Annotated in this window: 23 protein-coding genes; 14 read left to right on the top strand and 9 right to left on the bottom strand. The window is 72.1% G+C overall.

The window, feature by feature from the left end; all coding sequences use genetic code 11:
- Positions 1–17 precede the first annotated feature (17 nt).
- From AB3M82_RS10505 to AB3M82_RS10485, 5 genes are all read left to right on the top strand, one after another.
- On the top strand, positions 18–851 hold the full coding sequence (locus tag AB3M82_RS10505; RefSeq protein ID WP_412957759.1) for an EI24 domain-containing protein: 834 nt from the start codon (positions 18–20) through the stop codon (positions 849–851).
- Positions 851–1,624, top strand: a complete 774-nt coding sequence (locus tag AB3M82_RS10500) for a DNA-formamidopyrimidine glycosylase family protein (RefSeq protein ID WP_412957756.1) — start codon at positions 851–853, stop codon at positions 1,622–1,624. The genes AB3M82_RS10505 and AB3M82_RS10500 overlap by 1 nt, the downstream gene beginning before the upstream one ends.
- 82 nt (positions 1,625–1,706) lie before the next feature.
- Positions 1,707–2,114: a DapH/DapD/GlmU-related protein gene (locus AB3M82_RS10495; protein ID WP_412957753.1), complete on the top strand. Its 408-nt coding sequence runs from the start codon at positions 1,707–1,709 to the stop codon at positions 2,112–2,114.
- Between the two features lie 61 nt (positions 2,115–2,175).
- The gene (locus tag AB3M82_RS10490) at positions 2,176–2,895 is read left to right on the top strand and encodes a LysR family substrate-binding domain-containing protein (RefSeq protein WP_412957751.1); all 720 of its coding nucleotides are present in this window, start codon (positions 2,176–2,178) and stop codon (positions 2,893–2,895) included.
- A gap of 50 nt (positions 2,896–2,945) precedes the next feature.
- Positions 2,946–3,701: a glutamine amidotransferase-related protein gene (locus AB3M82_RS10485; protein WP_412957748.1), complete on the top strand. Its 756-nt coding sequence runs from the start codon at positions 2,946–2,948 to the stop codon at positions 3,699–3,701.
- A gap of 13 nt (positions 3,702–3,714) precedes the next feature.
- Here AB3M82_RS10485 and AB3M82_RS10480 read toward each other — a convergent pair whose 3' ends face one another.
- Positions 3,715–4,185 (bottom strand): glutaminase, encoded by a 471-nt coding sequence (locus AB3M82_RS10480; RefSeq protein WP_412957745.1) that lies wholly within the window; start codon positions 4,183–4,185, stop codon positions 3,715–3,717.
- Positions 4,186–4,271: 86 nt separating this feature from the next.
- Between AB3M82_RS10480 and purU the strand changes: the two genes are divergently transcribed.
- Positions 4,272–5,123, top strand: coding sequence for a formyltetrahydrofolate deformylase (gene purU, locus AB3M82_RS10475; protein WP_412957743.1), 852 nt, complete (start codon positions 4,272–4,274; stop codon positions 5,121–5,123).
- Here purU and AB3M82_RS10470 read toward each other — a convergent pair.
- The 3 genes from AB3M82_RS10470 to AB3M82_RS10460 are packed head-to-tail and all read right to left on the bottom strand — an operon-like array spanning position 5,120 to position 6,842.
- Entirely contained in the window at positions 5,120–5,506 is a 387-nt protein-coding gene (locus AB3M82_RS10470) for a type II toxin-antitoxin system VapC family toxin (RefSeq protein WP_412957741.1), read from the bottom strand. The two genes, purU and AB3M82_RS10470, sit on opposite strands and share 4 nt — an antisense overlap.
- Positions 5,503–5,760: a type II toxin-antitoxin system Phd/YefM family antitoxin gene (locus AB3M82_RS10465; RefSeq protein WP_412957738.1), complete on the bottom strand. Its 258-nt coding sequence runs from the start codon at positions 5,758–5,760 to the stop codon at positions 5,503–5,505. The genes AB3M82_RS10470 and AB3M82_RS10465 overlap by 4 nt, the downstream gene beginning before the upstream one ends.
- Positions 5,761–5,798: 38 nt before the next feature.
- Positions 5,799–6,842: an NAD(P)H-dependent flavin oxidoreductase gene (locus AB3M82_RS10460; protein WP_412957735.1), complete on the bottom strand. Its 1,044-nt coding sequence runs from the start codon at positions 6,840–6,842 to the stop codon at positions 5,799–5,801.
- 76 nt (positions 6,843–6,918) lie between these two features.
- Between AB3M82_RS10460 and AB3M82_RS10455 the strand changes: the two genes are divergently transcribed.
- The gene (locus AB3M82_RS10455; RefSeq protein WP_412957733.1) at positions 6,919–7,191 is read left to right on the top strand and encodes a DUF6412 domain-containing protein; all 273 of its coding nucleotides are present in this window, start codon (positions 6,919–6,921) and stop codon (positions 7,189–7,191) included.
- 62 nt (positions 7,192–7,253) lie between these two features.
- Positions 7,254–8,051 (top strand): YidC/Oxa1 family membrane protein insertase, encoded by a 798-nt coding sequence (locus tag AB3M82_RS10450; protein WP_412957730.1) that lies wholly within the window; start codon positions 7,254–7,256, stop codon positions 8,049–8,051.
- On the opposite strand, the gene AB3M82_RS10445 is transcribed toward AB3M82_RS10450, so the two are convergent.
- From AB3M82_RS10445 to AB3M82_RS10435, 3 genes are all read right to left on the bottom strand, one after another.
- The gene (locus tag AB3M82_RS10445; protein WP_412957727.1) at positions 8,023–8,928 is read right to left on the bottom strand and encodes an EamA family transporter; all 906 of its coding nucleotides are present in this window, start codon (positions 8,926–8,928) and stop codon (positions 8,023–8,025) included. The two genes, AB3M82_RS10450 and AB3M82_RS10445, sit on opposite strands and share 29 nt — an antisense overlap.
- Positions 8,929–8,950: 22 nt before the next feature.
- Positions 8,951–9,835, bottom strand: coding sequence for an SDR family oxidoreductase (locus tag AB3M82_RS10440; protein ID WP_412957724.1), 885 nt, complete (start codon positions 9,833–9,835; stop codon positions 8,951–8,953).
- Positions 9,836–9,930: 95 nt separating this feature from the next.
- On the bottom strand, positions 9,931–10,269 hold the full coding sequence (locus tag AB3M82_RS10435) for a DUF7882 family protein (RefSeq protein WP_412957721.1): 339 nt from the start codon (positions 10,267–10,269) through the stop codon (positions 9,931–9,933).
- A 221-nt stretch (positions 10,270–10,490) separates the two neighbouring features.
- Between AB3M82_RS10435 and AB3M82_RS10430 the strand changes: the two genes are divergently transcribed.
- Positions 10,491–11,099 (top strand): hypothetical protein, encoded by a 609-nt coding sequence (locus AB3M82_RS10430; RefSeq protein ID WP_412957718.1) that lies wholly within the window; start codon positions 10,491–10,493, stop codon positions 11,097–11,099.
- A 76-nt stretch (positions 11,100–11,175) separates the two neighbouring features.
- Here AB3M82_RS10430 and AB3M82_RS10425 read toward each other — a convergent pair whose 3' ends face one another.
- Positions 11,176–11,853, bottom strand: a complete 678-nt coding sequence (locus tag AB3M82_RS10425; RefSeq protein WP_412957716.1) for a DUF6766 family protein — start codon at positions 11,851–11,853, stop codon at positions 11,176–11,178.
- Positions 11,854–12,211: 358 nt separating this feature from the next.
- Here AB3M82_RS10425 and AB3M82_RS10420 point away from each other — a divergent pair, with 358 nt between their 5' ends.
- The 5 genes from AB3M82_RS10420 to AB3M82_RS10400 all read left to right on the top strand — a co-directional run bounded on the left by AB3M82_RS10420 (position 12,212) and on the right by AB3M82_RS10400 (position 17,361).
- Complete coding sequence (locus tag AB3M82_RS10420) at positions 12,212–12,778, top strand: CinA family protein (protein WP_412957713.1); 567 nt, start codon at positions 12,212–12,214, stop codon at positions 12,776–12,778.
- 47 nt (positions 12,779–12,825) lie between these two features.
- Positions 12,826–14,109, top strand: a complete 1,284-nt coding sequence (locus tag AB3M82_RS10415; RefSeq protein WP_412957711.1) for a M18 family aminopeptidase — start codon at positions 12,826–12,828, stop codon at positions 14,107–14,109.
- A gap of 45 nt (positions 14,110–14,154) precedes the next feature.
- Positions 14,155–15,597 carry a purine-cytosine permease family protein gene (locus AB3M82_RS10410; RefSeq protein WP_412957708.1) on the top strand — a complete coding sequence of 481 codons (1,443 nt, stop codon included), beginning with the start codon at positions 14,155–14,157 and terminating at the stop codon, positions 15,595–15,597.
- Complete coding sequence (locus AB3M82_RS10405; protein WP_412957706.1) at positions 15,594–16,166, top strand: cysteine hydrolase family protein; 573 nt, start codon at positions 15,594–15,596, stop codon at positions 16,164–16,166. Before AB3M82_RS10410 ends, AB3M82_RS10405 begins: the two co-directional genes overlap by 4 nt.
- Positions 16,167–16,305: 139 nt before the next feature.
- Positions 16,306–17,361 (top strand): alpha/beta hydrolase, encoded by a 1,056-nt coding sequence (locus AB3M82_RS10400; protein ID WP_412957703.1) that lies wholly within the window; start codon positions 16,306–16,308, stop codon positions 17,359–17,361.
- A gap of 16 nt (positions 17,362–17,377) precedes the next feature.
- On the opposite strand, the gene AB3M82_RS10395 is transcribed toward AB3M82_RS10400, so the two are convergent.
- Positions 17,378–18,874, bottom strand: a complete 1,497-nt coding sequence (locus AB3M82_RS10395) for a glutamate-cysteine ligase family protein (RefSeq protein WP_412957701.1) — start codon at positions 18,872–18,874, stop codon at positions 17,378–17,380.
- Positions 18,875–18,940: the final 66 nt, after the last annotated feature.

Raw genomic sequence — 18,940 nt, 5'->3', positions numbered from 1 at the left:
GCCCGTACGCTGAAACCATGATCCGAGAGTTCACCGCCGGCGTCGGCCTCCTGTTCCGCGGATTCGGCCTGTGGCGCACGCGACCCGGACTCATGGCCCTCGGGCTCGTGCCCGCGCTCCTCGCGGTGCTCCTGCTCGCGGCGGCGCTGATCCCTCTGGCCCTCAACGCGGGGGCGATCTCCGCCTGGGCGACGCCGTTCGCCGACGGCTGGCTGGAGCCCTGGCGGGGACTGCTCCGCTTCGCCGTCGGCGTCGCACTCGTCGTCGGCGGACTCGCCCTGGCCAGCGCCGTGTTCACCGCCCTGACCCTCACGATCGGCGACCCCTTCTACCAGCGCATCTGGCATGCCGTGGAGCGCGACCTCGGCGAGGCGCCGCCGGCCGACGGCGGAGGGTTCTGGACGACGGTCGGCGAAGGGCTCCGGCTCGTCCTCCTGGGCCTGCTGATCGCGGTGATCGTCTTCCTCGCCGGGCTCCTCCCCCTCATCGGCGGGTTCGTCGGGCCGGTGCTGGGCGTGATCCTCTCGGGACGCCTGCTCGCGCGCGAGCTCACCGGCCGGGCCTTCGACGCCCGCGATCTCAGCCCGGCCGACCGCGCGATGCTGTTCTCGCGCAGCCGGGCCCGCGTGCTGGGCTTCGGCGTCGCCACACAGCTCTGCTACCTCGTGCCGGGCGGTGCCATCGCCGTCATGCCCGCTGCCGTCGCCGGGTCGACCGTGCTGGCCCGCACGATGCAGGAGCGCGCCCACCGCGCCCTCGGTGCCCCGGCGCCCGACGTACCGCCCCACCCCTTTCCCGGCCCCGGTGCGCCGGGCGCCCCCGCCGCCCCGTTCCCCGACGGCGTCCGCTGATGCCCGAGGGTGATACCGTCTTCCGCACCGCGCGCCGCCTCGGCGAGGCGCTCGCGGGGGCGGACGTCACGCGCTTCGACCTCCGCGTGCCCCGGTTCGCCACCGCCGACCTCACCGGCCAGCGCGTGCACGCGGCGGTGCCCCGCGGCAAGCACCTCCTGCTCCGCATCGGCGACAGCACCCTGCACTCGCATCTGCGCATGGACGGCGCCTGGTTCGTCTACCGACCGGGTGAGAAGTGGCGGCATCCGGCCTTCAAGGTCCGTGCGATCGTCGGCACGGCCGAGCGCGAGGCCGTGGGCGTCGACCTGGCCGAGATCGAGCTGGTCCCCACACGCGACGAGGACGACCTCGTCGGCTACCTGGGCCCGGATCCGCTGGGCCCCGACTGGGATGGCGCGGAGGCCGTCCGTCGCCTGAGCGCCGACAGCCGCAGCATCCATGTCGCCCTGCTCGATCAGCGCAATGTCGCGGGCTTCGGCAATGAGTACGCGGCCGAGCTGCTGTTCCTCCGCGGCGTGCTGCCGACCACGCCCGCGCCCGAGGTCGACGTCGCGGCGCTGCTCGACCTGGGCGTGCGCACGATCCGCGCCAACCGCGACCGCCGCAACCGCACCTTCACCGGCGTCGACCGCCCCGGACAGGCCACGTGGGTGTACGGACGCGCCGGCCGACCGTGCCGACGCTGCGGCACCCTGATCCGCCGGGGCGAGCAGGGCGCCGACCCGACGCGCGAACGCATCACATTCTGGTGCCCTGTTTGTCAACGGTGAAGCGGATTCATTTGAAGGAATGAAATCCTCCCCTCAGTGGTTGTTGATATATCCGGGGAAACTCCGGAACACGGGAGGAATCGTGGGCAAGAACTACGTCGACATCGAGAACGACCAGGGTGCGACGCTGAGGTACCGCAAGCATGCCAATGGGCGCGGCCTCGTCGCGCATGGTGCCAAGGTGCACCCCAAGGCGCACGTGGAGGCGGGGGCGTACGTCGAACCCGGCGTGCGCGTCGGCGCCGGGGCGACCATCGCCCGCGGCGCATGGATCGAACCGGATGCCGTGATCGGCGACGGTGCGCACATCGACGCGCACGCGCACATCGGGCAGGGCGCAGCCGTCGGTGACGGCGCGCACATCGGCGTCCGCACCGACATCGGCGCGGGTGCGCGGATCGTCCGGGGCGCGCGCATCGGCGATGACGAGACCGTCGCCGCCGGCCTCACGGTCGCGACCGACCCCAAGGGGCTCTGGCTCGCCGCCTGAGCGACCCCCGCTCGACGCCCGCCGCGCCACCCCGCCGGCGGGCGACCGATACCCTGAGCGCATGGCCACTCACGGAAGACGACCCGCGCGACGACCCGTCGCGAAGAGGTCGGCGGCGCCGCCCAAGAAGTCCGGCCGGGCGCCCCGCGAGAAGGTCGTCTTCGACGCGCCCGCACCCGCACCCGCACCCGAGGAGGCGCGCACCTTCCGCCTCGGCGCTGTCCCGGGTGCGACGCCGGGCAAGTGGATCGACGCGTGGAAACAGCGGATGCCGCACGTGCCGCTCGAGCTCGTGCCCCTCGCCGTCACCGATCAGGCCCGGGCCGTGCGCGACGTCGACGCGGCGCTCGTGCGGCTCCCCCTCGACGACCCGGCGCTGCACCTCATCCCGCTGTACGACGAGGTGCCGGTGGTCGTGGCTCCGATGGACTCGCACCTGCACGCGGCCGAGGAGCTGAGCGCGGCCGACCTGGTCGGCGAGACGCTGCTCCCTCTCGCCGACGACGCGCTGCCGGCCCACGCCCTGCCGGGCACGCTCGCCCCGCGGTTCGGGGCGCTCTCCACGCAAGACGCGATCGCGACGGTCGCCTCAGGCGTGGGGATCGTCGTCGTCCCGATGTCGCTCGCGCGGCTGCACCGCCGCAAGGACGTCGACCAGCGCCCGCTCCGCGACGGCCCCATCTCCACCGTCGCGCTGGCCTGGATGCGCGAGCGCACCACGCCCGACGTCGAGACGTTCGTCGGCATCGTGCGGGGCCGCACCGCGAACTCGTCGCGATGACTGCGACGGGCGCGTCCGGCCGCATCCCGGGTTCTCGTTAGAATCTCCTGATGTCCTCGCTTCTCTACGTCTGCGTGCGACCCGAGATCGGGGCGGCGGATGCCGAGCACGCGTCGTTCCGTCGGGCATTGGGCGCGGACGTGGTCGACCGCCTGGACCTGCTCGAGCGCCCGCTCGACGCCGTGCCGCTCGACGGGTACCGGGGCATCGTGGTCGGCGGTTCGCCCTTCAACGTCACCGACACCGACAAGTCGTCCGTGCAGCGGCGCGTGGAGGCCGACCTCGAACGGCTGGCGCACCGCGCGATGACCGGCGATCTCGCCGTCTTCTTCACCTGCTTCAGTATCGGCGTCGTGACCCGGCTGCTCGGCGGCGAGGTCACGACGAGCACCCCCGAGTCGGCGAGCGCGACAGTGATCCGCACGACCGCAGCCGGAGCATCCGATCCCGTCTTCGGCCCCAGCGGCCCCGCCCTCACGGTGTTCACCGCGCACAAGGAGAGCGCCGTGGCCACCCCGCCCGGCGCGACGCTGCTCGCCACCAACGACGCGTGCCCCGTGCAGGCGTACCGCGTGGGCTCGCACCTGTACGCGGCGCAGTTCCACCCGGAGCCCACGCCGCGTGACTTCGCGGATCGCATGACGTTCTACCGCACGACGGGGTACTTCGATCCGGCCGAGTTCGACCGCGTGCAGGGCCAGGTGCTCGCCGCCTCGGTCACCGAGGGCGCCGCCCTGCTGCGCCGCTTCGCGCAGACGTTCGCCGAGCCGCTGCCCGAGGCCTTCCGGGCCGACGCGGCGCTCTGACCCGAACGCCGACTCAGGCGGTGGCGTCGCGCAGCAGCGCCACGCGCTCGCGCAGGTACGTCTCGAGAGGCATGTATCCGCCGGCCGTGCTCCAGCGCACGGAGGGCACGCCGTCGATGAGGGCCAGCGGACCCGAGGAGCCACCGGCATCCACCGCCTGCACGTCGATCACGCTCCATCCGACGTGCACGACCTCGCCCTCGCCGAAGCCGCCGCGCAGGGCCTCCGCCCGACGGGCCGCGCGCTCACGCGCCGACTCCGCCGTGTACCCGCGGCGCCCGGGGTCGGCGGCACGCAGCACCTCCGCGGTCGCCAGCGCATGCGTGTCGGTCAGCAGAAGCACCCCGAGATGCCAGGCCGCGCCGACGCGGACGATGCGACGGCCGCGCCAGCGCGACTCACGCTCCTCGCCGAGCCCCTCCTTCGGCGCCTGCGCGAGCTCGGCGACCGCGCGGGTCAGCAGATCCGAGGTCGTCGCGTGCATCCCTCCAGGCTAGCCACACCGTCGCGCCGATTCGCCCCCACCGCGGCATCCACGGCAGAATCGATGCACACCCCAGAGGAGACGTCATGTCACAGCCCGATACCGCTCGCCTTCTGATCGCCTGCGACGACCAGCCCGGCATCGTCGCGGCCGTCGCCGGAGTGCTGGCCGAGCACGGCGCGAACATCATCTCGCTCGATCAGCATTCGACGGATGCCGAGGGAGGGCGCTTCTTCCAGCGCACCGTGCTGCACCTCGAGGGGCTGGCCGCGGCTCGTCCCGCGCTCGAGGCGAGCATCGCCGCGGTGGCGGAGCGCTTCACGATGGAGTGGTCGCTGCACGACGTGTCACGGCGCAAGCGCGTCGCGATCTTCGTCTCGAAGTACGACCACTGCCTCATGGAGCTGCTGTGGCGCACCCAGCGCGGGCAGCTCGACATCGACATCACGATGGTCGTCTCCAACCACCCCGACCTCGCGGAGGCCGTGCGCTCGTTCGGCGTGCCGTTCGTGCACATTCCCTCGGGCGACAAGGCCACCATGGAGTCACGCCAGCTGGAGCTGCTGCAGGGCAACGTCGACCTCGTCGTGCTCGCCCGCTACATGCAGATCCTCACCGACGACTTCATCGAGCGCCTCGGGGCGCCGGTCATCAACATCCACCACTCGTTCCTGCCCGCCTTCATCGGCGCGAATCCGTACGCGCGGGCGAAGGAGCGCGGCGTGAAGCTGATCGGGGCCACGGCGCACTACGCGACCGCCGACCTCGACGAGGGCCCGATCATCGAGCAGGACGTCACGCGCGTGACGCACTCCGAGTCGGCCGCCGAGCTGCAGAGCCGCGGGGCCGACGTCGAGCGTCTCGTGCTCGCCCGTGCCGTGCAGTGGCACGCCGAGGACCGCGTGATCGTGCACGGCCGCTCCACCGTGATCCTCTAGCCGACGACGTCGACCGCGAGACCGCGCGACGCGGCGGCCAGGCGCTCGTCGTCGGTCCACAGCTCGGTGCATCCGGCCAGCTGCGCGGCGGCGAGGTGCAGGGCGTCCGGCGTCTTGAGGGCGAAGTCCGCTCTCAACTCGGCGGCCCGGATGAAGGCCGCCGTGTCGAGGGCGATGTTCTCGATGCGGGCGAAGAGTGCGAGGTAGTGGTCCCGCAGCTCGACGTTGCGATCGCGGAGGGGGCCTACGAGGCACTCCTGCAGCGCGAGAGCGCTGGAGGCGACGGCGACATCGACGTCTGCGAGGGACCGCCGGATCGCATCTCCCCGTTCTCCCCGGTCCTCGAGCGCGTAGATCAGGATGCACGAGTCCAGGTAGATCACTCCCAGGCGTCCCGACTCTCGTCGATCTGCGCTTCGAGCTCGGCGATGCTGCGGCGGAGCCTCGACGGCAGGGGGTTCGTGTCGATCCAGTCGACGAGGAGCCGCCCGCTCTTCACCACGTCGATCGGTCCGACCGGAACGATCTTCGCCACCGGCGCGCCGCGTTTCGTGATGACGACCTCTTCGCCCGCCTGCGAGGCCGCGATGAGCCGCGACAGGCTGTTGCGGGCGTCCAGCACGTTGTGAGAGCTCATCTGGCCAGGTTAGCCATCTCGATGGCCAGGAGCAACGGTCACCGCTCCGGCACTCCGGCGACGAGCTCGGCGAACACCTCGGCCGCGGTGGCGTGGCGCACGAGCGGCGACGCCTGCCCCATCCACAGCGACTGCAGCTCGACCAGACCCTGCTCCGCGGCGGCGGTCCGGAACCTCCCGGTGAGCCAGTTCTGCATCGGGAAGGGCGCGATCGTGCCGCTCGCCTCGATCGCGCGCACCGCACGGTTGCGGGCACCACGGGCGAGGCGGCCGCTCATCGCGCGCGTCAGCACCGTCTCGTCGGCGGCGGTGGTGCGGATGGCGGCGCGATGCGCGTCGGTCGCCGCCGACTCCGCGGTCGCGAGGAACGCCGTTCCGACCTGCACCCCCGAGGCGCCCAGCGCGAAGGCCGCCGCGACGCCGCGCCGATCCGCGATGCCGCCAGCGGCGATCACCGGCACGTCGACGGCGTCGACCACCTGGGGTACCAGCGCGAGGGTGCCGACCAGCGAATCCTCGGCCGCGCGCAGGAACGACACGCGGTGCCCCGCGGCCTCCATCCCCGTCGCGACCACGGCATCGACCCCGCCCTCGGCGAGCGCGACGGCCTCGGCGACGGTCGTGGCGGTGCCGACCACGCGGATGCCGAGCGCGCGCGCCTGCTCCACGGTCTCGGCGCTCGGCACGCCGAAGACCACGCTCAGCACGGCGGGGACGACCTCCCACACGGCGTGGAGCTGCTCCTCCAGCGGCGGCACGTACCGTTCCGGACGCACGGGCGCCTCGACCCCGACCGCTTCGTAGAACGGCGCGAGGGCCTGCGCGAACATCGCGTGCTGCGCGTTCGGCTCCACCTCGTCGCCCGTCGGGAGCCAGACGTTGAGCGCGAACGGCCGCTCGGTCGCGGCTTTCAGCGCGGCACCGGTCGACCGGATCCGATCCGCGTCGTAGCCGTACAGGCCGAACGACCCGAGCCCGCCGGCGTCGCTCACCGCACCGGCCAGGCCGACCGATGACAGGCCGCCGAACGGCCCCTGAATGATCGGATGCTGGATGCCGAGGAGGTCGCGCAGGTCGCTCATGCTCCGACCCTACGCCTGCCCTCGCGCCCGGGCGCCGGTGGTACGCTCGCGAGAAGACCGACGGGGACGGGACGCGATGAACGAGTGGTTCGAGCAGGTGCTGAGCGTGATGCTCGCCGCGCTCGGGCTCGTCTCGGTGCCGGATGCCGCGACCCTCGGCGTCGCGATCGCGCTGGTCGCCGTCGCCGCCCTGATCGTCGCCGTCGTGCTGAGCGTCGGGCCCGCTCTCGACGCCGGCGCCCCGCATCCGCTGCGGGCGATCGACGCGTCTGCGCTCCTCACCCAGAGCGATCCGGATGCCGCCGGACATCCGCGTCCGCGAGCGCCGGGGACGGCCCTCGCCGCGTAGTCCGTCCGAGCAGGGGACCGCGCGGCTTCCGCCGACCCTCCCCGACTCTGAACGGACTCTTCATGGACCTCTTCGCCTTCCCTCCCGTCGCCGCGCTCCTGGACGCCGCCTACGGCGCCCTCCTCGGCCTCTCCACCCTCCTCGAGCCGCTCGCCGGGGCATCCGCCGCCGCGCTCGCGGTCGTGCTCGTCACCCTCCTGGTGCGCTCCCTGCTGATCCCGGTGGGCTTCTCCCAGGCGAAGGCGGAGCAGACCCGCGCCCGCCTCGCCCCTCGCCTGCGCGAGCTCCAGCGCCGTCACCGCAAGAACCCCGAACGCCTGCAGCGCGAGACGCTGGCGCTGTACCGCGACGAGAACACGTCGCCGTTCGCCGGGATGCTCCCCGTGCTCGCGCAGGCGCCGGTCGTCGGCATCCTCTACACGCTCTTCCTGCGGCCGGAGATCGCCGGACACCCCAACGCGCTGCTCGCGCACGACCTGTTCGGCGCTCCGCTGGGCACCAGTCTCGTGTCGGCCGTGTTCGGCGGGACGGCCACCCCGGCGACCCTCGCCGTGTTCGGGGTGCTGCTCCTGGTCATGACCGTCGTCGCCGAGGTCACCCGTCGCGTGTTCCGGCCGGCGCCCGTCGAGGGCGACTCGCCGCTGAACTCGATCGGCCTGCAGCGCGCTCTCGGCATCCTGCCCCACCTGACCGCCGTGTTCGCCGTGTTCGTGCCCCTCGCCGCGGCGCTCTACCTGACCGTCACGGTCGCCTGGACGCTGGTCCAGCGCGTGCTGCTGCGCCGCCGCTACCCGCTGCCCGGCTCGGCATCCGCGCGATCGGGAGGATCCGTCAGTCGGGGAGCGGTATCGGCGCGGTGAAGACGTCCGGTTCGCGGCGGCGGCGGATGCCGAGGGTCGTCCCTGCGCTCGCCGCCACGACCAGGGCGATCGCCAGCATCCGCAGCGGCGTGGCGCTCTGGCCGAGCACGAGCCAGCCCGCGAGCGTCGCGAACGCCGGCTCGAGGCTCAGCAGCACGCCGAACACGCGCTGCGGAAGGCGGCGCAGCGCCGCGAGCTCGAAGCTGTACGGGATCACGGAGGACAGCAGGGCCGTCACGGCGGCGAGGAGCAGCAGGTGGGGCGCGGCGACGACCGTGCCGACCGTGGGCACGCCGACGGGGATCAGCAGCACAGCGGCGACCGCGAGCCCCATCGCGAGGCCGCCGCTGCCCGGGATCGACGCCCCGACGCGGGCGCTGGTGCGGATGTACATCGCCCAGAACGCCGCCGCGATGAGGATGAACACGACGCCGAGAGGATCCAGCGGATCCGCCCCCACCACGCCGTCGACGAACAGGAGGCTCATGCCCAGCACGGCGACGCCGACCCAGACCGCGTCCGACACGCGCCGCGTCAGCACCGCGGCCAGCACCAGTGGCCCGAGGAACTCGATGGCCACCGCAGGACCCAGCGGGATGCGGTCGATCGCGGCGTAGAAGAAGCCGTTCATCGCGGCGAGCGAGAGGCCGAAGAGCAGCACCGCGATCCACTGCGGCCGCGTCCACCGGAGGGGACGCGGCCGCACGATCACGAGCAGCAGGAGCGCGGCGATCGCCACCCGCAGCGACGTCACGCCCCATGGGCCGAGGACCGGGAAGAGCTGCGCCGCCACGGCCGCGCCGAACGGCAGCGACAGGCACGAGCCGATGACGAGGGCGACGCCCGTGAGCGGGCGGGGCGACGCGGGAGACTGCACGTCTCCAGCGTAGCTCCGCGGATCAGAGCGGCTTGCCGCCCGTCACCGCCAGCACCGTGCCCGAGGTGTAGGACGACTCCTCCGAGGCGAGGTACACGTAGGCCCCGGCGAGCTCCGCCGGCTGCCCGGCGCGACCGAGCGGGGTGTCCTGCCCGAAGCTCGCGAGGCGCTCCTCGTCCCACCCGGTGGCGGGGATCAGCGGCGTCCAGATCGGACCCGGGGCGACGGCGTTGACGCGGATGCCGCGGGAGCCGGCCTCCTGCGCGAGCGCCTTCACGAAGGCGACCTGCGCGGCCTTGGTCATCGCGTAGTCGACGAGACCCGGCGACGGGTTGTACGCCTGCACCGACGCCGTGACGATGATGCTCGCCCCCTCGGGCAGCTCCGGGTACGCGGCGCGGGCCGTGTAGACCATGCCCTCGAGGTTGGTGGCGAACACCCGCCGCATCTTGTCGGTCTCCAGCGCATCGAAGCCCTCGATGTCGTGCTGGTACCCGGCGTTCAGCACCAGGACGTCGAGTCCTCCGAGCTGGCGCCGGGTCTCCGAGACGATCGACGTGGCGAACCCCTCGTCGCGGACGTCACCGGCCAGGCTGACGCCCTGACGCCCCGCCTCCCGGATAAGGCGGACCGTGTCGTCGGCATCCGCCTGCTCCTCCGGCATGTGCACGATCGCGACGTCCGCGCCCTCTCGGGCGAACGCGATGGCGGCGGCGCGGCCGATGCCCGAGTCCCCGCCGGTGATGAGCGCGCGACGCCCCTCGAGACGGCCGTGGCCGACGTAGGACGACTCGCCGTGATCCGGGTCGGGGTGGGTCTCCGCCGTGTGACCCGGCTGGTCCTGCTCCTGGGCCGGGAAGCCCTCCTCGCGGTGCGCGTCGCGGGGGTCGTTGGTGTTCTCGGTCATCGGTTCACCTCAGTTTCGTGTCGGGGCTGACGACGATGCCGGGAGTGACCCGGCGCACCAAGGGGGTTGACAGGCTCGTGCCGCGGGCGCGAGCCTCAGGCCGGTGCCGCGGCGTCGCCGCCCGCGGGCTCGCCGGTCTCGCTCGGCTCGGGCACCAGGTACAGCCCGCTCGGAGCGTTCGCCGTGAACGCGAGGGCCTCGACCCACGCCCGGTTGACCGACGGCTGACGCGAGCCGAAGTACTTGTAGACGAGGGAGCTGCCGGGCTGGATCCACACCGTCGTGCGGCCGCCGCCGACGCTGGCGTCCTCGCGCCAGCTGAACGGGAAGGGCTCGCCGCGACGCAGCTTGGCCGTGATGACGAGCTGCAGGTGCGTCAGCGCCCGGTCCTCGATCTCGGTCTTGACGCTGCCCTCGTAGATGAACTTGCCCATTCGCACTGCTCCTTGCTCGGCTGTCGACATCGTCCGACCCGGCCCCTCGGACGACCCTCCCTCCGGTAGCGTATTGCCTCTTGGCGGTTCCCGCCGACACGTGGTGTGACACGGCGACTTCCGCGGAATCACGCATGTCGGAGGGGCCAAGTCAAGCCCTTGGGACGATTCGGCGCGACGCTCTAGAGTGGTCATCCCTACTGCCGAGGAGGCGACGACAGATGGAAGAATCGACCACCGGATCGGACACCGGATCGAGCTCCGGATCGAACTCCGAGGGCTACACCCCCACCACCACCCATGCCGAATGGGGCGCCGGGGAGCCGAAGCTCCGGATCACGCGCGACGGAGAGCGCAGCGAGTTCCTGCTCGAGGCCGACGTCGTCCGCGTCGGGTCGGCCGCCGGGAACGAGCTGCGGCTCGCGGACACCGACCCGGTCCACGCGACGATCACGCACGACGAGCGCGACGAGTACGTGCTGAGCCTGCACGGGCACGGCGAGACCAACGCCAACACCGACGCGGATGCCACGCACCCGGGTGACTCGACGCAGACCCTCCGCACGGGGGCGCACTTCACGGCCGGCCCCTGGACCCTGGTGTTCCACCGCGAGGAGTTCGCCGACCACGGCCGCCCGTACGGCGGACGCAAGGGCGGCGAGTACGACGACCAGCCGCTGCAGCCGGCGCGCCCCGACTACAGCGACGACGCGGCGGGCACGGATGCGGCCCCGGCGCCGGATATCGAGCCCGCCCCCGACGGCCCCGCACCCCGCACGCCGGAGCCCGCCGACTCGGACTCGGCCGAGAAGCCCGACGCCGACCGCTGACGCGGATCACGAAGCGGGGGTCGCGACGTCACGCGTCGCGACCCCCGCTTCGTTCCGTCCCGGGCCGACCTCGGCGTCACTCCGATTCGACGGCGGCCACCCGATGCGGCGTGCCGACCGGCTTGGACTCGGCCGACCCGCGCTGACGCAGATAGATCGAGAAGGCGACCATGGCTCCGACGGCCAGGAACTCCGATTGCCAGTTCTGCAGCGTGCGGTCCCAGAAGTCCGGCGAGGCGACGTAGTCGAGCCAGGTCACGGACGGGGCGCCGTGCAGGGTGTTCTCCTCGTTCATCACCACGAGACCCGCCAGCGACTGCGCGAACCACGACAGTGCGAAGATCGCCCCCATCACGAGCAGCAGCGAGTTGCTGTAGAGGGTCGTGCGCCATCCCCCCGCGGTCGCCCAGCGCGGTGATCCGGTCCGCGCATGACGGCCGATGAGCTGCTCGGCATCCGTCCCCACGCCCTCGTCGCCGGGCTTCTTCGACTCGGGCGAGCCGCGCTGGACGAACCAGATCGTCGCGGCGATGAACAGGAAGAACTGCAGGAACTCGGACTGCCAGTTCTCGGCGACGTCGACGAGGAACGACGACGACGACACGAACTCGCCGAACCCCAGCGGCGGTCGCCCGTGGTCGGCGAGCTCGGCGTTCTCCCGCGCGAACCCCGCGACGGCCTGCCCGCACAGCGCGAGCACGAACAGCGCGAGGAAGAAGAGGCTGAGCCCGTTGTCGCGCAGTGCCCGGCGCATCAGCGCCCTCCGGCCGCGATCGCGATCATGACGGCGAGCCCGCCGCCGATGATCGTCATCCACGTCCAGAACACGGCGCGCATCCCGGCCGTTCCGCCGTCGGTCTCCGTCATGGGTGTCCTCCGTTCCCTCGCCAGGAGCATGCGACGGCGGGGCCCCGCGGCGCAGGGGCTTGACGTCGGCACGGCTCGTTGTCAATCCCCCATCGGCGGATCGAGGGCCTGTCTATCGTGGCGGTACGCCATCGGGATCCCCGGCGCATCCGCGGACCGTGGCGGTGGACGCCCCGCCGGTGACGGCGCCGAGGCGGAACAGCACACGACAGACACAGCAGGGAGTTCCGGTGGAGGAGACGAACGTGGCCGACGCGGCCGACGCGACCGAGGAGACGGAGCAGACGGGCGACGCCGAGCAGGCGGTGGCCGAGACCGAGGTCCCGGAGGAGGTCCTGACGCGTCTCAGCGAGCTCGCGCAGGAGCGGGGAGTCCGCCTGTGCGTGGTCGAATCCCTGACGTCGGGACGCCTCGCGAGCACGATCGGCGCGGGCGAGGGCGCCTCGGAGTGGTTCGGCGGCGGCATCGTCGCGTACCAGACGGAGGAGAAGGAGCGCATCCTCGGGGTCACCCCCGGCCTCGACCCGACGTCGGCGGAGTGCGCCGAGCAGCTGGCGGAGGGCGGCCGCCGGCTGTTCGACGCCGACCTCTGCGTCGCGACCACGGGGGTGGGCGGCCCGGGACCGGAGAACGGGCACCCGGCGGGAACCGTGTACCTCGGCTGGTCGAGCAGCGACGGCACCGGCAACCGGATGCTGGCGCTCTCCGGGGAGCCAGAGGAGATCATGGACGCGGCCGTCGCCGCAGCCGTGAAGCTCCTCGCCTTCCACGCCGAGAGCCTGCGACCGGTGGGCCCGCTCCGGCAGAGCTGACCCGCACGGGTACGCTCGAAGACGTCCGTCTGCAGGAAGGCTTCTCCATGCCCGTCACCCCGGTCGCCCTCGCCCATGCCGAGGACCTCGCCGACTTCGTCGCCGCCTCCCCCTCGAGCTACCACGCCGCTGCCGAGACGGCGCGCCGCTTGGAGGAGGCCGGGTTCACACGGCTGAACGAGGAGGACGCGTGGCCCTCGCAGCCGGGCGGGCGGTTCCTCGTCGTGCGCGACGGCGCCATGATCGCCTGGGTGGTGCCCGCGGATGCCACCCCCACCACGCCCGTGCACGTGTTCGGGGCGCACACCGACTCCCCCGGCTTCAAGCTCAAGCCGCAGCCGACCACGGGCGTCCGCGGCTGGCTCCAGGCCGGCGTGGAGGTCTACGGCGGCCCGCTCCTGAACTCCTGGCTCGACCGCGAGTTGCGTCTCGCCGGCCGGCTCGCGCTCGCCGACGGCCGCGTGGTGCTCGCCGACACGGGCGCCCTGCTGCGTCTGCCGCAGCTCGCGATCCACCTGGACCGCGAGGCGAACAAGGCGCTCACGCTCGACAAGCAGTACCAGACGCAGCCCGTCTGGGGTCTGGGCGATCCGTCCGAGGCGGACCTGCTCGGCGAGCTCGCGGCGTCGGCCGGCGTCGACGCCGCCGCGATCCGCGGGTACGACGTCGTGATCGCCGACACCGCGCGCGGGGCGGTGTTCGGCAAGGACGACGCGTTCTTCGCCTCCGGCCGGCTCGACGACCTCGCGTCGGTGCATGCCGGAGCCGTCGCCATCGCCGCACTCGACACGCAGGACGGCGGACCGATCGCCGTGCTCGCGGCGTTCGATCACGAGGAGCTCGGCTCCTCCTCGCGGTCGGGAGCGGCGGGCCCGTTCCTCGAGGACGTGCTCGGGCGCATCTCCGACGGCCTGGGCGCCGACGCCTCCGAGCGGCGTCGGTCGTTCGCCGCGTCGTGGTGCCTGTCGAGCGACGTCGGCCACTCCGTCCACCCCAACTATGTCGCCAAGCACGACCCAGTCGTGCAGCCCGTGCTCGGCTCGGGACCGATCCTCAAGATCAACGCCAACCAGCGGTACGCGACGGATGCCGTCGGCGCGGCCGCCTGGCACGCCTGGTGCGAGCGCGCCGGTGTCGTGACGCAGGAGTTCGTCTCGAACAACGCCGTGCCGTGCGGCTCCACGATCGGCCCCCTCACCGCGACCCGCCTCGGCATCCGCACCGTGGACGTCGGCATTCCGATCCTGTCGATGCACTCCGCGCGCGAGCTCGCCGGCGTCTCGGACCTGCACGACCTCACGGGCGTCGCCGGAGCGTTCTTCCGCGGGTGATCCGCTCCTGACGCGGATGTCGGCCGTCGGTGCCAGGATGAGAGGATGACGCAGACCACGGCCGGGCTGATCGAACGCGCCGGCATCGAGATCATCCCCGAATCCGAGCGCACCGCGAAGCCCCGCGACTTGTTCTGGCCGTGGTTCGCGGCGAACGTGTCGGTGTTCGGCATGTCGTACGGATCGTTCGTCCTCGGCTTCGGCATCTCCTTCTGGCAGGCGACCCTCGTCTCGGTGATCGGCATTGTCGTGTCGTTCCTGCTGTGCGGGCTCATCGCGATCGCCGGCAAGCGCGGCTCGGCACCGACGATGGTGCTCTCGCGCGCGGCGTTCGGGGTGCACGGGCAGAAGGTGCCGGGCATCGTGTCGTGGCTGACGTCGATCGGCTGGGAGACGTTCCTGGCCATCATGGCCGTGCTCGCCACGGCGACCGTCATCACGCAGCTCGGCGGCGACGGCGACAGCATCGCGCTGAAGATCACGGCGACGGTCATCGTCGCGGCGCTGATCGTCGCGGCCTCCGTGCTCGGCTACCACACGATCATGCGCCTGCAGTCGGTGCTCACCTGGATCACCGGCGCCGTCACGGTCGTCTACGTCGTCCTCGCCGCGCCGAGCATCGACCTCGAGGCCGTGATGGCGCGCCCCGACGGGGGCATCGGTCCGGTCATCGGCGCCCTGGTGATGGTCATGACCGGCTTCGGCCTGGGCTGGATCAACATCGCCGCCGACTGGTCGCGCTATCAGAAGCGCACGGCCTCGGATGCCTCGATCGTCGCGTGGAACACCATCGGCGGCTCCGTCGCCCCCGTGCTGCTCGTGATCTTCGGCCTGCTGCTCGCGGGGTCGAACGACGACCTCTTCCTGGCCGTGCAGGCCGACCCGATCGGGGCGCTCGCGACGATCCTGCCGGGCTGGGTGCTCGTCCCGTTCCTGCTCACCGCCGTCCTGGCGCTCGTCTCGGGAGCGGTGCTCGGCATCTACTCCTCGGGTCTGACGCTGCTCAGCCTCGGCATCCGCATCCCCCGGCCGTCGGCGGCGGCCATCGACGGTGTGATCCTCACGATCGGCACGATCTTCGTGGTGTTCTTCGCGACGGACTTCCTCGGTCCGTTCCAGAGCTTCCTGATCACCCTCGGGGTGCCGCTGGCCGCGTGGGCCGGCATCCTGATCGCCGACATCCTGCGCCGCCGCAAGAACTACGACGAGCTCGCGCTCTTCGACGCGAACGGGCGCTACGGGGCCTGGGACGGCATCTCGATCGGCACCATGGTCGTGACGAGCATCGTCGGTTGGGGCCTGGTCGTGAACAACTTCGCCGAGGACGCGCCGTGGAACAACTGGCAGGGTTACCTGCTGTTCCTCATCGGCGGCAAGGACGGCGAGTGGGCTTACGCGAACCTCGGCGTGTTCTTCGCGCTGGTGCTGTCGTTCCTCGTCACGTACGTCGCGCGAGCGGGCAGGATCCGGCGGCAGGAGGCGGTGTGATCCGCGCGGCGAACGCGGGGGACGCAGCACCCTGGCTGGTCGTGATCGACCCGCAGGCAATCTTCGCGGCACCGGACTCCCCGTGGGGCTCGCCGTTCTTCGCCGACGCGCTGCCGCGCATCCGCGCACTGGCAACGGCGTTCGGCGAGCGCGTGCTCGTCACCCGGTGGATGCCGACGGCCGACCGTGCCACCTCGTGGGGCGACTACTTCGCGGCCTGGCCCTTCGCCGATCGACCCGCGAGCGACCCGCTGTACTCCCTCGTCCCCGGGGCCGAGGGGTTGTCGCCGCTGGCCACGCTCGACCGTCCGACGTTCGGCAAGTGGGGCGACGACATCGAGCGGATCGTCGGCCGCGGCGCCCGCGTCGTGCTCGCGGGGGTCGCGACGGACTGCTGCGTCCTCTCGACAGCCCTGGCCGCCGCGGATGCCGGAGCGCACGTCACCGTCGCCGCCGACGCCTGCGCCGGGTCGACGGCCGAGAACCACGCGGCGGCGATCCGGGTCATGGAGCTGTATCCGCCGCAGATCGCGATCAGCGACACCGCGACCGTGCTGGCGTCACGCTGACGCAGCACAGGAACGGGCTGGCGGGCGCGGGCGGGAACGCGGGCGGCCGACGGGGGATGAGACTCGGGTGAGGCCGACGCCCCAGCGCGCGCCGCGGTGAGGAATACTGCCACACTGGTGCGCGGAGAGGGGTTTCCGTATGACCGCGAGCGCGCCCGAGAACGAGTCCACCCGCACGAAGAACGTCCGTCGCCCGTGGCGCCGCACGAGGATCGCCGTCGGATGCATCGCGGCGGTCGCGGCGGTCGTCGCCGTCGTCGGCGCGCTCTCACCCTGGCCTTCGGCGATGATCATCCGCGCGGTGTTCACCAAGGGCGGCGACGAGACGGCCGCGGAGATGGACAAGCACGTTCCCGACACGAAGCTCACCGAGACGCTCGACGTGGCGTACGGCGACAAGGGCGCCGACACCACCATGGACGTCTTCGCCCCGGCATCCGCCGCCGGTCCCCTGCCGACGATCGTGTGGATCCACGGCGGCGCCTGGATCTCGGGGTCGAAGGAGAACGTCGACCCCTACCTGCGCATCCTCGCCGGCGAGGGCTACACCACGATCGCCCTGAACTACACGATCGGCCCCGAAGGCGTGTACCCGCTCGCGGTGCATCAACTGAACGACGCCCTCGCCTACATCGACGCGCACGCCGCGGAGCTCGGAGTGGACGCCTCGCAGATCGTGCTGGCGGGCGATTCCGCCGGCGCGCAGCTGGCCAGCCAGATGGCGACGCTCGTGACGAGCCCGGACTACGCGGACCTCATGGACATCACGCCGGCGATCGGCGCGGACCAGCTCGTCGCGACGGTGCTCAACTGCGGCGTCTACGACCTCGCCGCCCTCGCCGAGCTCGACGGCATCGCAGGGTGGGGCTTCAAGTCGGCGATGTGGGCGTACTCGGGCACGAAGACCTGGGCGGAGGACGCGACCGGCGCCACCATGTCGACGGTCGACTGGGTCACGAAGGACTTTCCGACGACCTACATCTCGGGCGGCAACGGCGACGGCCTCACCTGGTTGCAGTCGGTCCCGCTGGCGCAGCGGCTCGAAGAACTGGGGGTCGACGTGACGACCCAGTTCTGGCCCGCGCCGCACGAGCCCGCGCTCCCCCACGAGTACCAGTTCCATCTCGACCTGCCCGAGGCCCGGACCGCTCTGCAGAAGACCCTCGACTTCCTCGACGCGCACACCACGCGCTGAGGGGAGCACCCGGGGCTCAGTGGTCCCAGGTGTGCACGGGCTCGCCGGACTGGGCGCGCTCGAGGTATGCGCCCAGCATGCCGTGCAGCGCGTCGGACCGGCCGGCGCCGGCCTGTTCGCGGGCCACGACGTCATCGCGCTGCCACACGGCGCCGTTGCGTCCGGTGACGCACCGCTGCTCGATGACGCCGAGGTACCGGTCCCGCACCTCCGGCGCCACGCCGTACGCGTCGAGCCCCTCGGCGGCCATCGGCAGCAGCCGCCGCAGCACGAGCTCGCGCGGGCTCACCCAGCCGACCTCGGGCCAGTACAGGCGGGCATCGATGCCGTCGCGGGCGCCCGCGTGCAGGTTCTCGGCCGCGGCATCGAAGCTCATCTGCGTCCACAGCGGCCGCTCGGCCTCGGCGAGGGTGTGCACGAGGCCGTAGTAGAAGGCGGTGTCGGCGAGCACGTCGACGACGCTCGGGCCCGCGGGGAGCACGCGGTTCTCGACGCGCAGATGCGCGCGGCCGTCGGCGACGTCGTAGATCGGACGGTTCCAGCGGTAGACGGTGCCGTTGTGCATGCGCAGCTCGGCGAGCGAGGGAGCGCGCCCCGCCTCGATCTCCGCGAAGGGGTCCTCGTCGCTCAGCGCGGGCAGCAGCGACGGGAAGTAGCGCGAGTTCTCCTCGAACAGGTCGAAGATCGACGTGACCCAGCGCTCGCCGAACCACACGCGCGGGCGCACGCCCTGGTTCTTCAGCTCCTGCGAGCGGGTGTCGGTGGCCTGTTCGAACATCGGGATGCGGGTCTCGTGCCACAGGGCGCGGCCGGCGAAGAACGGCGAGTTGGCGGCGAGCGCGACCTGGACCCCGGCGATGGACTGGGCCGCGTTCCAGTACGCGGCGAAGTCGTCGGGGGCGACCTGCAGGTGCAGCTGCACCGAGGTGCAGGCGGCCTCGGGGAGGATCGTGTCGGTGACGATGTCGAGGCTCTCCCGACGGCCGTCGCCGAGCGGCGCTCCGTCGAGCTGGAGCTCGATGTCCTCCCCGCGCGCCGCGAGCACCTGCTGCCCGAGCAGGTCGTAGCGCGGGTCGGCCGAGATCCACCGCTCCGTGAAGTGGTGCTCGTCGAGCGTCGGCAGCATCCCGATCATGGCGATCGAGTCGCCGGTCGCGGCGCGCACCCGGTCGTCGGCCGCGGTCATGGCGGCGCGGAGCGAGGCCTCGAGGTCGCGCAGGTGCGACCCGTCGATCGGACGCGGGGCGACGTTGACCTCGATGTTGAAGCGTCCGAGCTCGGTCTGGAACGCGGGCGAGGCGATGGCCTCGAGGGCCGCATCGTTGGCCATGGCGGGGTCGCCGTGCTCATCGACGAGGTTGAGCTCGATCTCCAGCCCCAGCTGGGGCTCGGTGGCCTCGAAGCGTCCGTCGGCCAGCATCGTGCCGAGGGCGTCGAGGCAGCGTTCGGTCTTCGCTCGGAATCTCGTGCGGTCCTGGCGCGTGAAGGTGCGCGCGTCGATGCTGTCTCCCATCCCTCGACGGTAGTGGGCGGAGCCGGACGGGAACCGGGAGACGCACGGACATTTCAGGATTGTGAC

It is taken from the genome of Microbacterium californiense (assembly GCF_047246625.1).
Lineage (GTDB): Bacteria > Actinomycetota > Actinomycetes > Actinomycetales > Microbacteriaceae > Microbacterium.
Note: the sequence above shows the minus strand (reverse complement) of the source record. Positions and strands in the feature narration are given on the sequence as shown.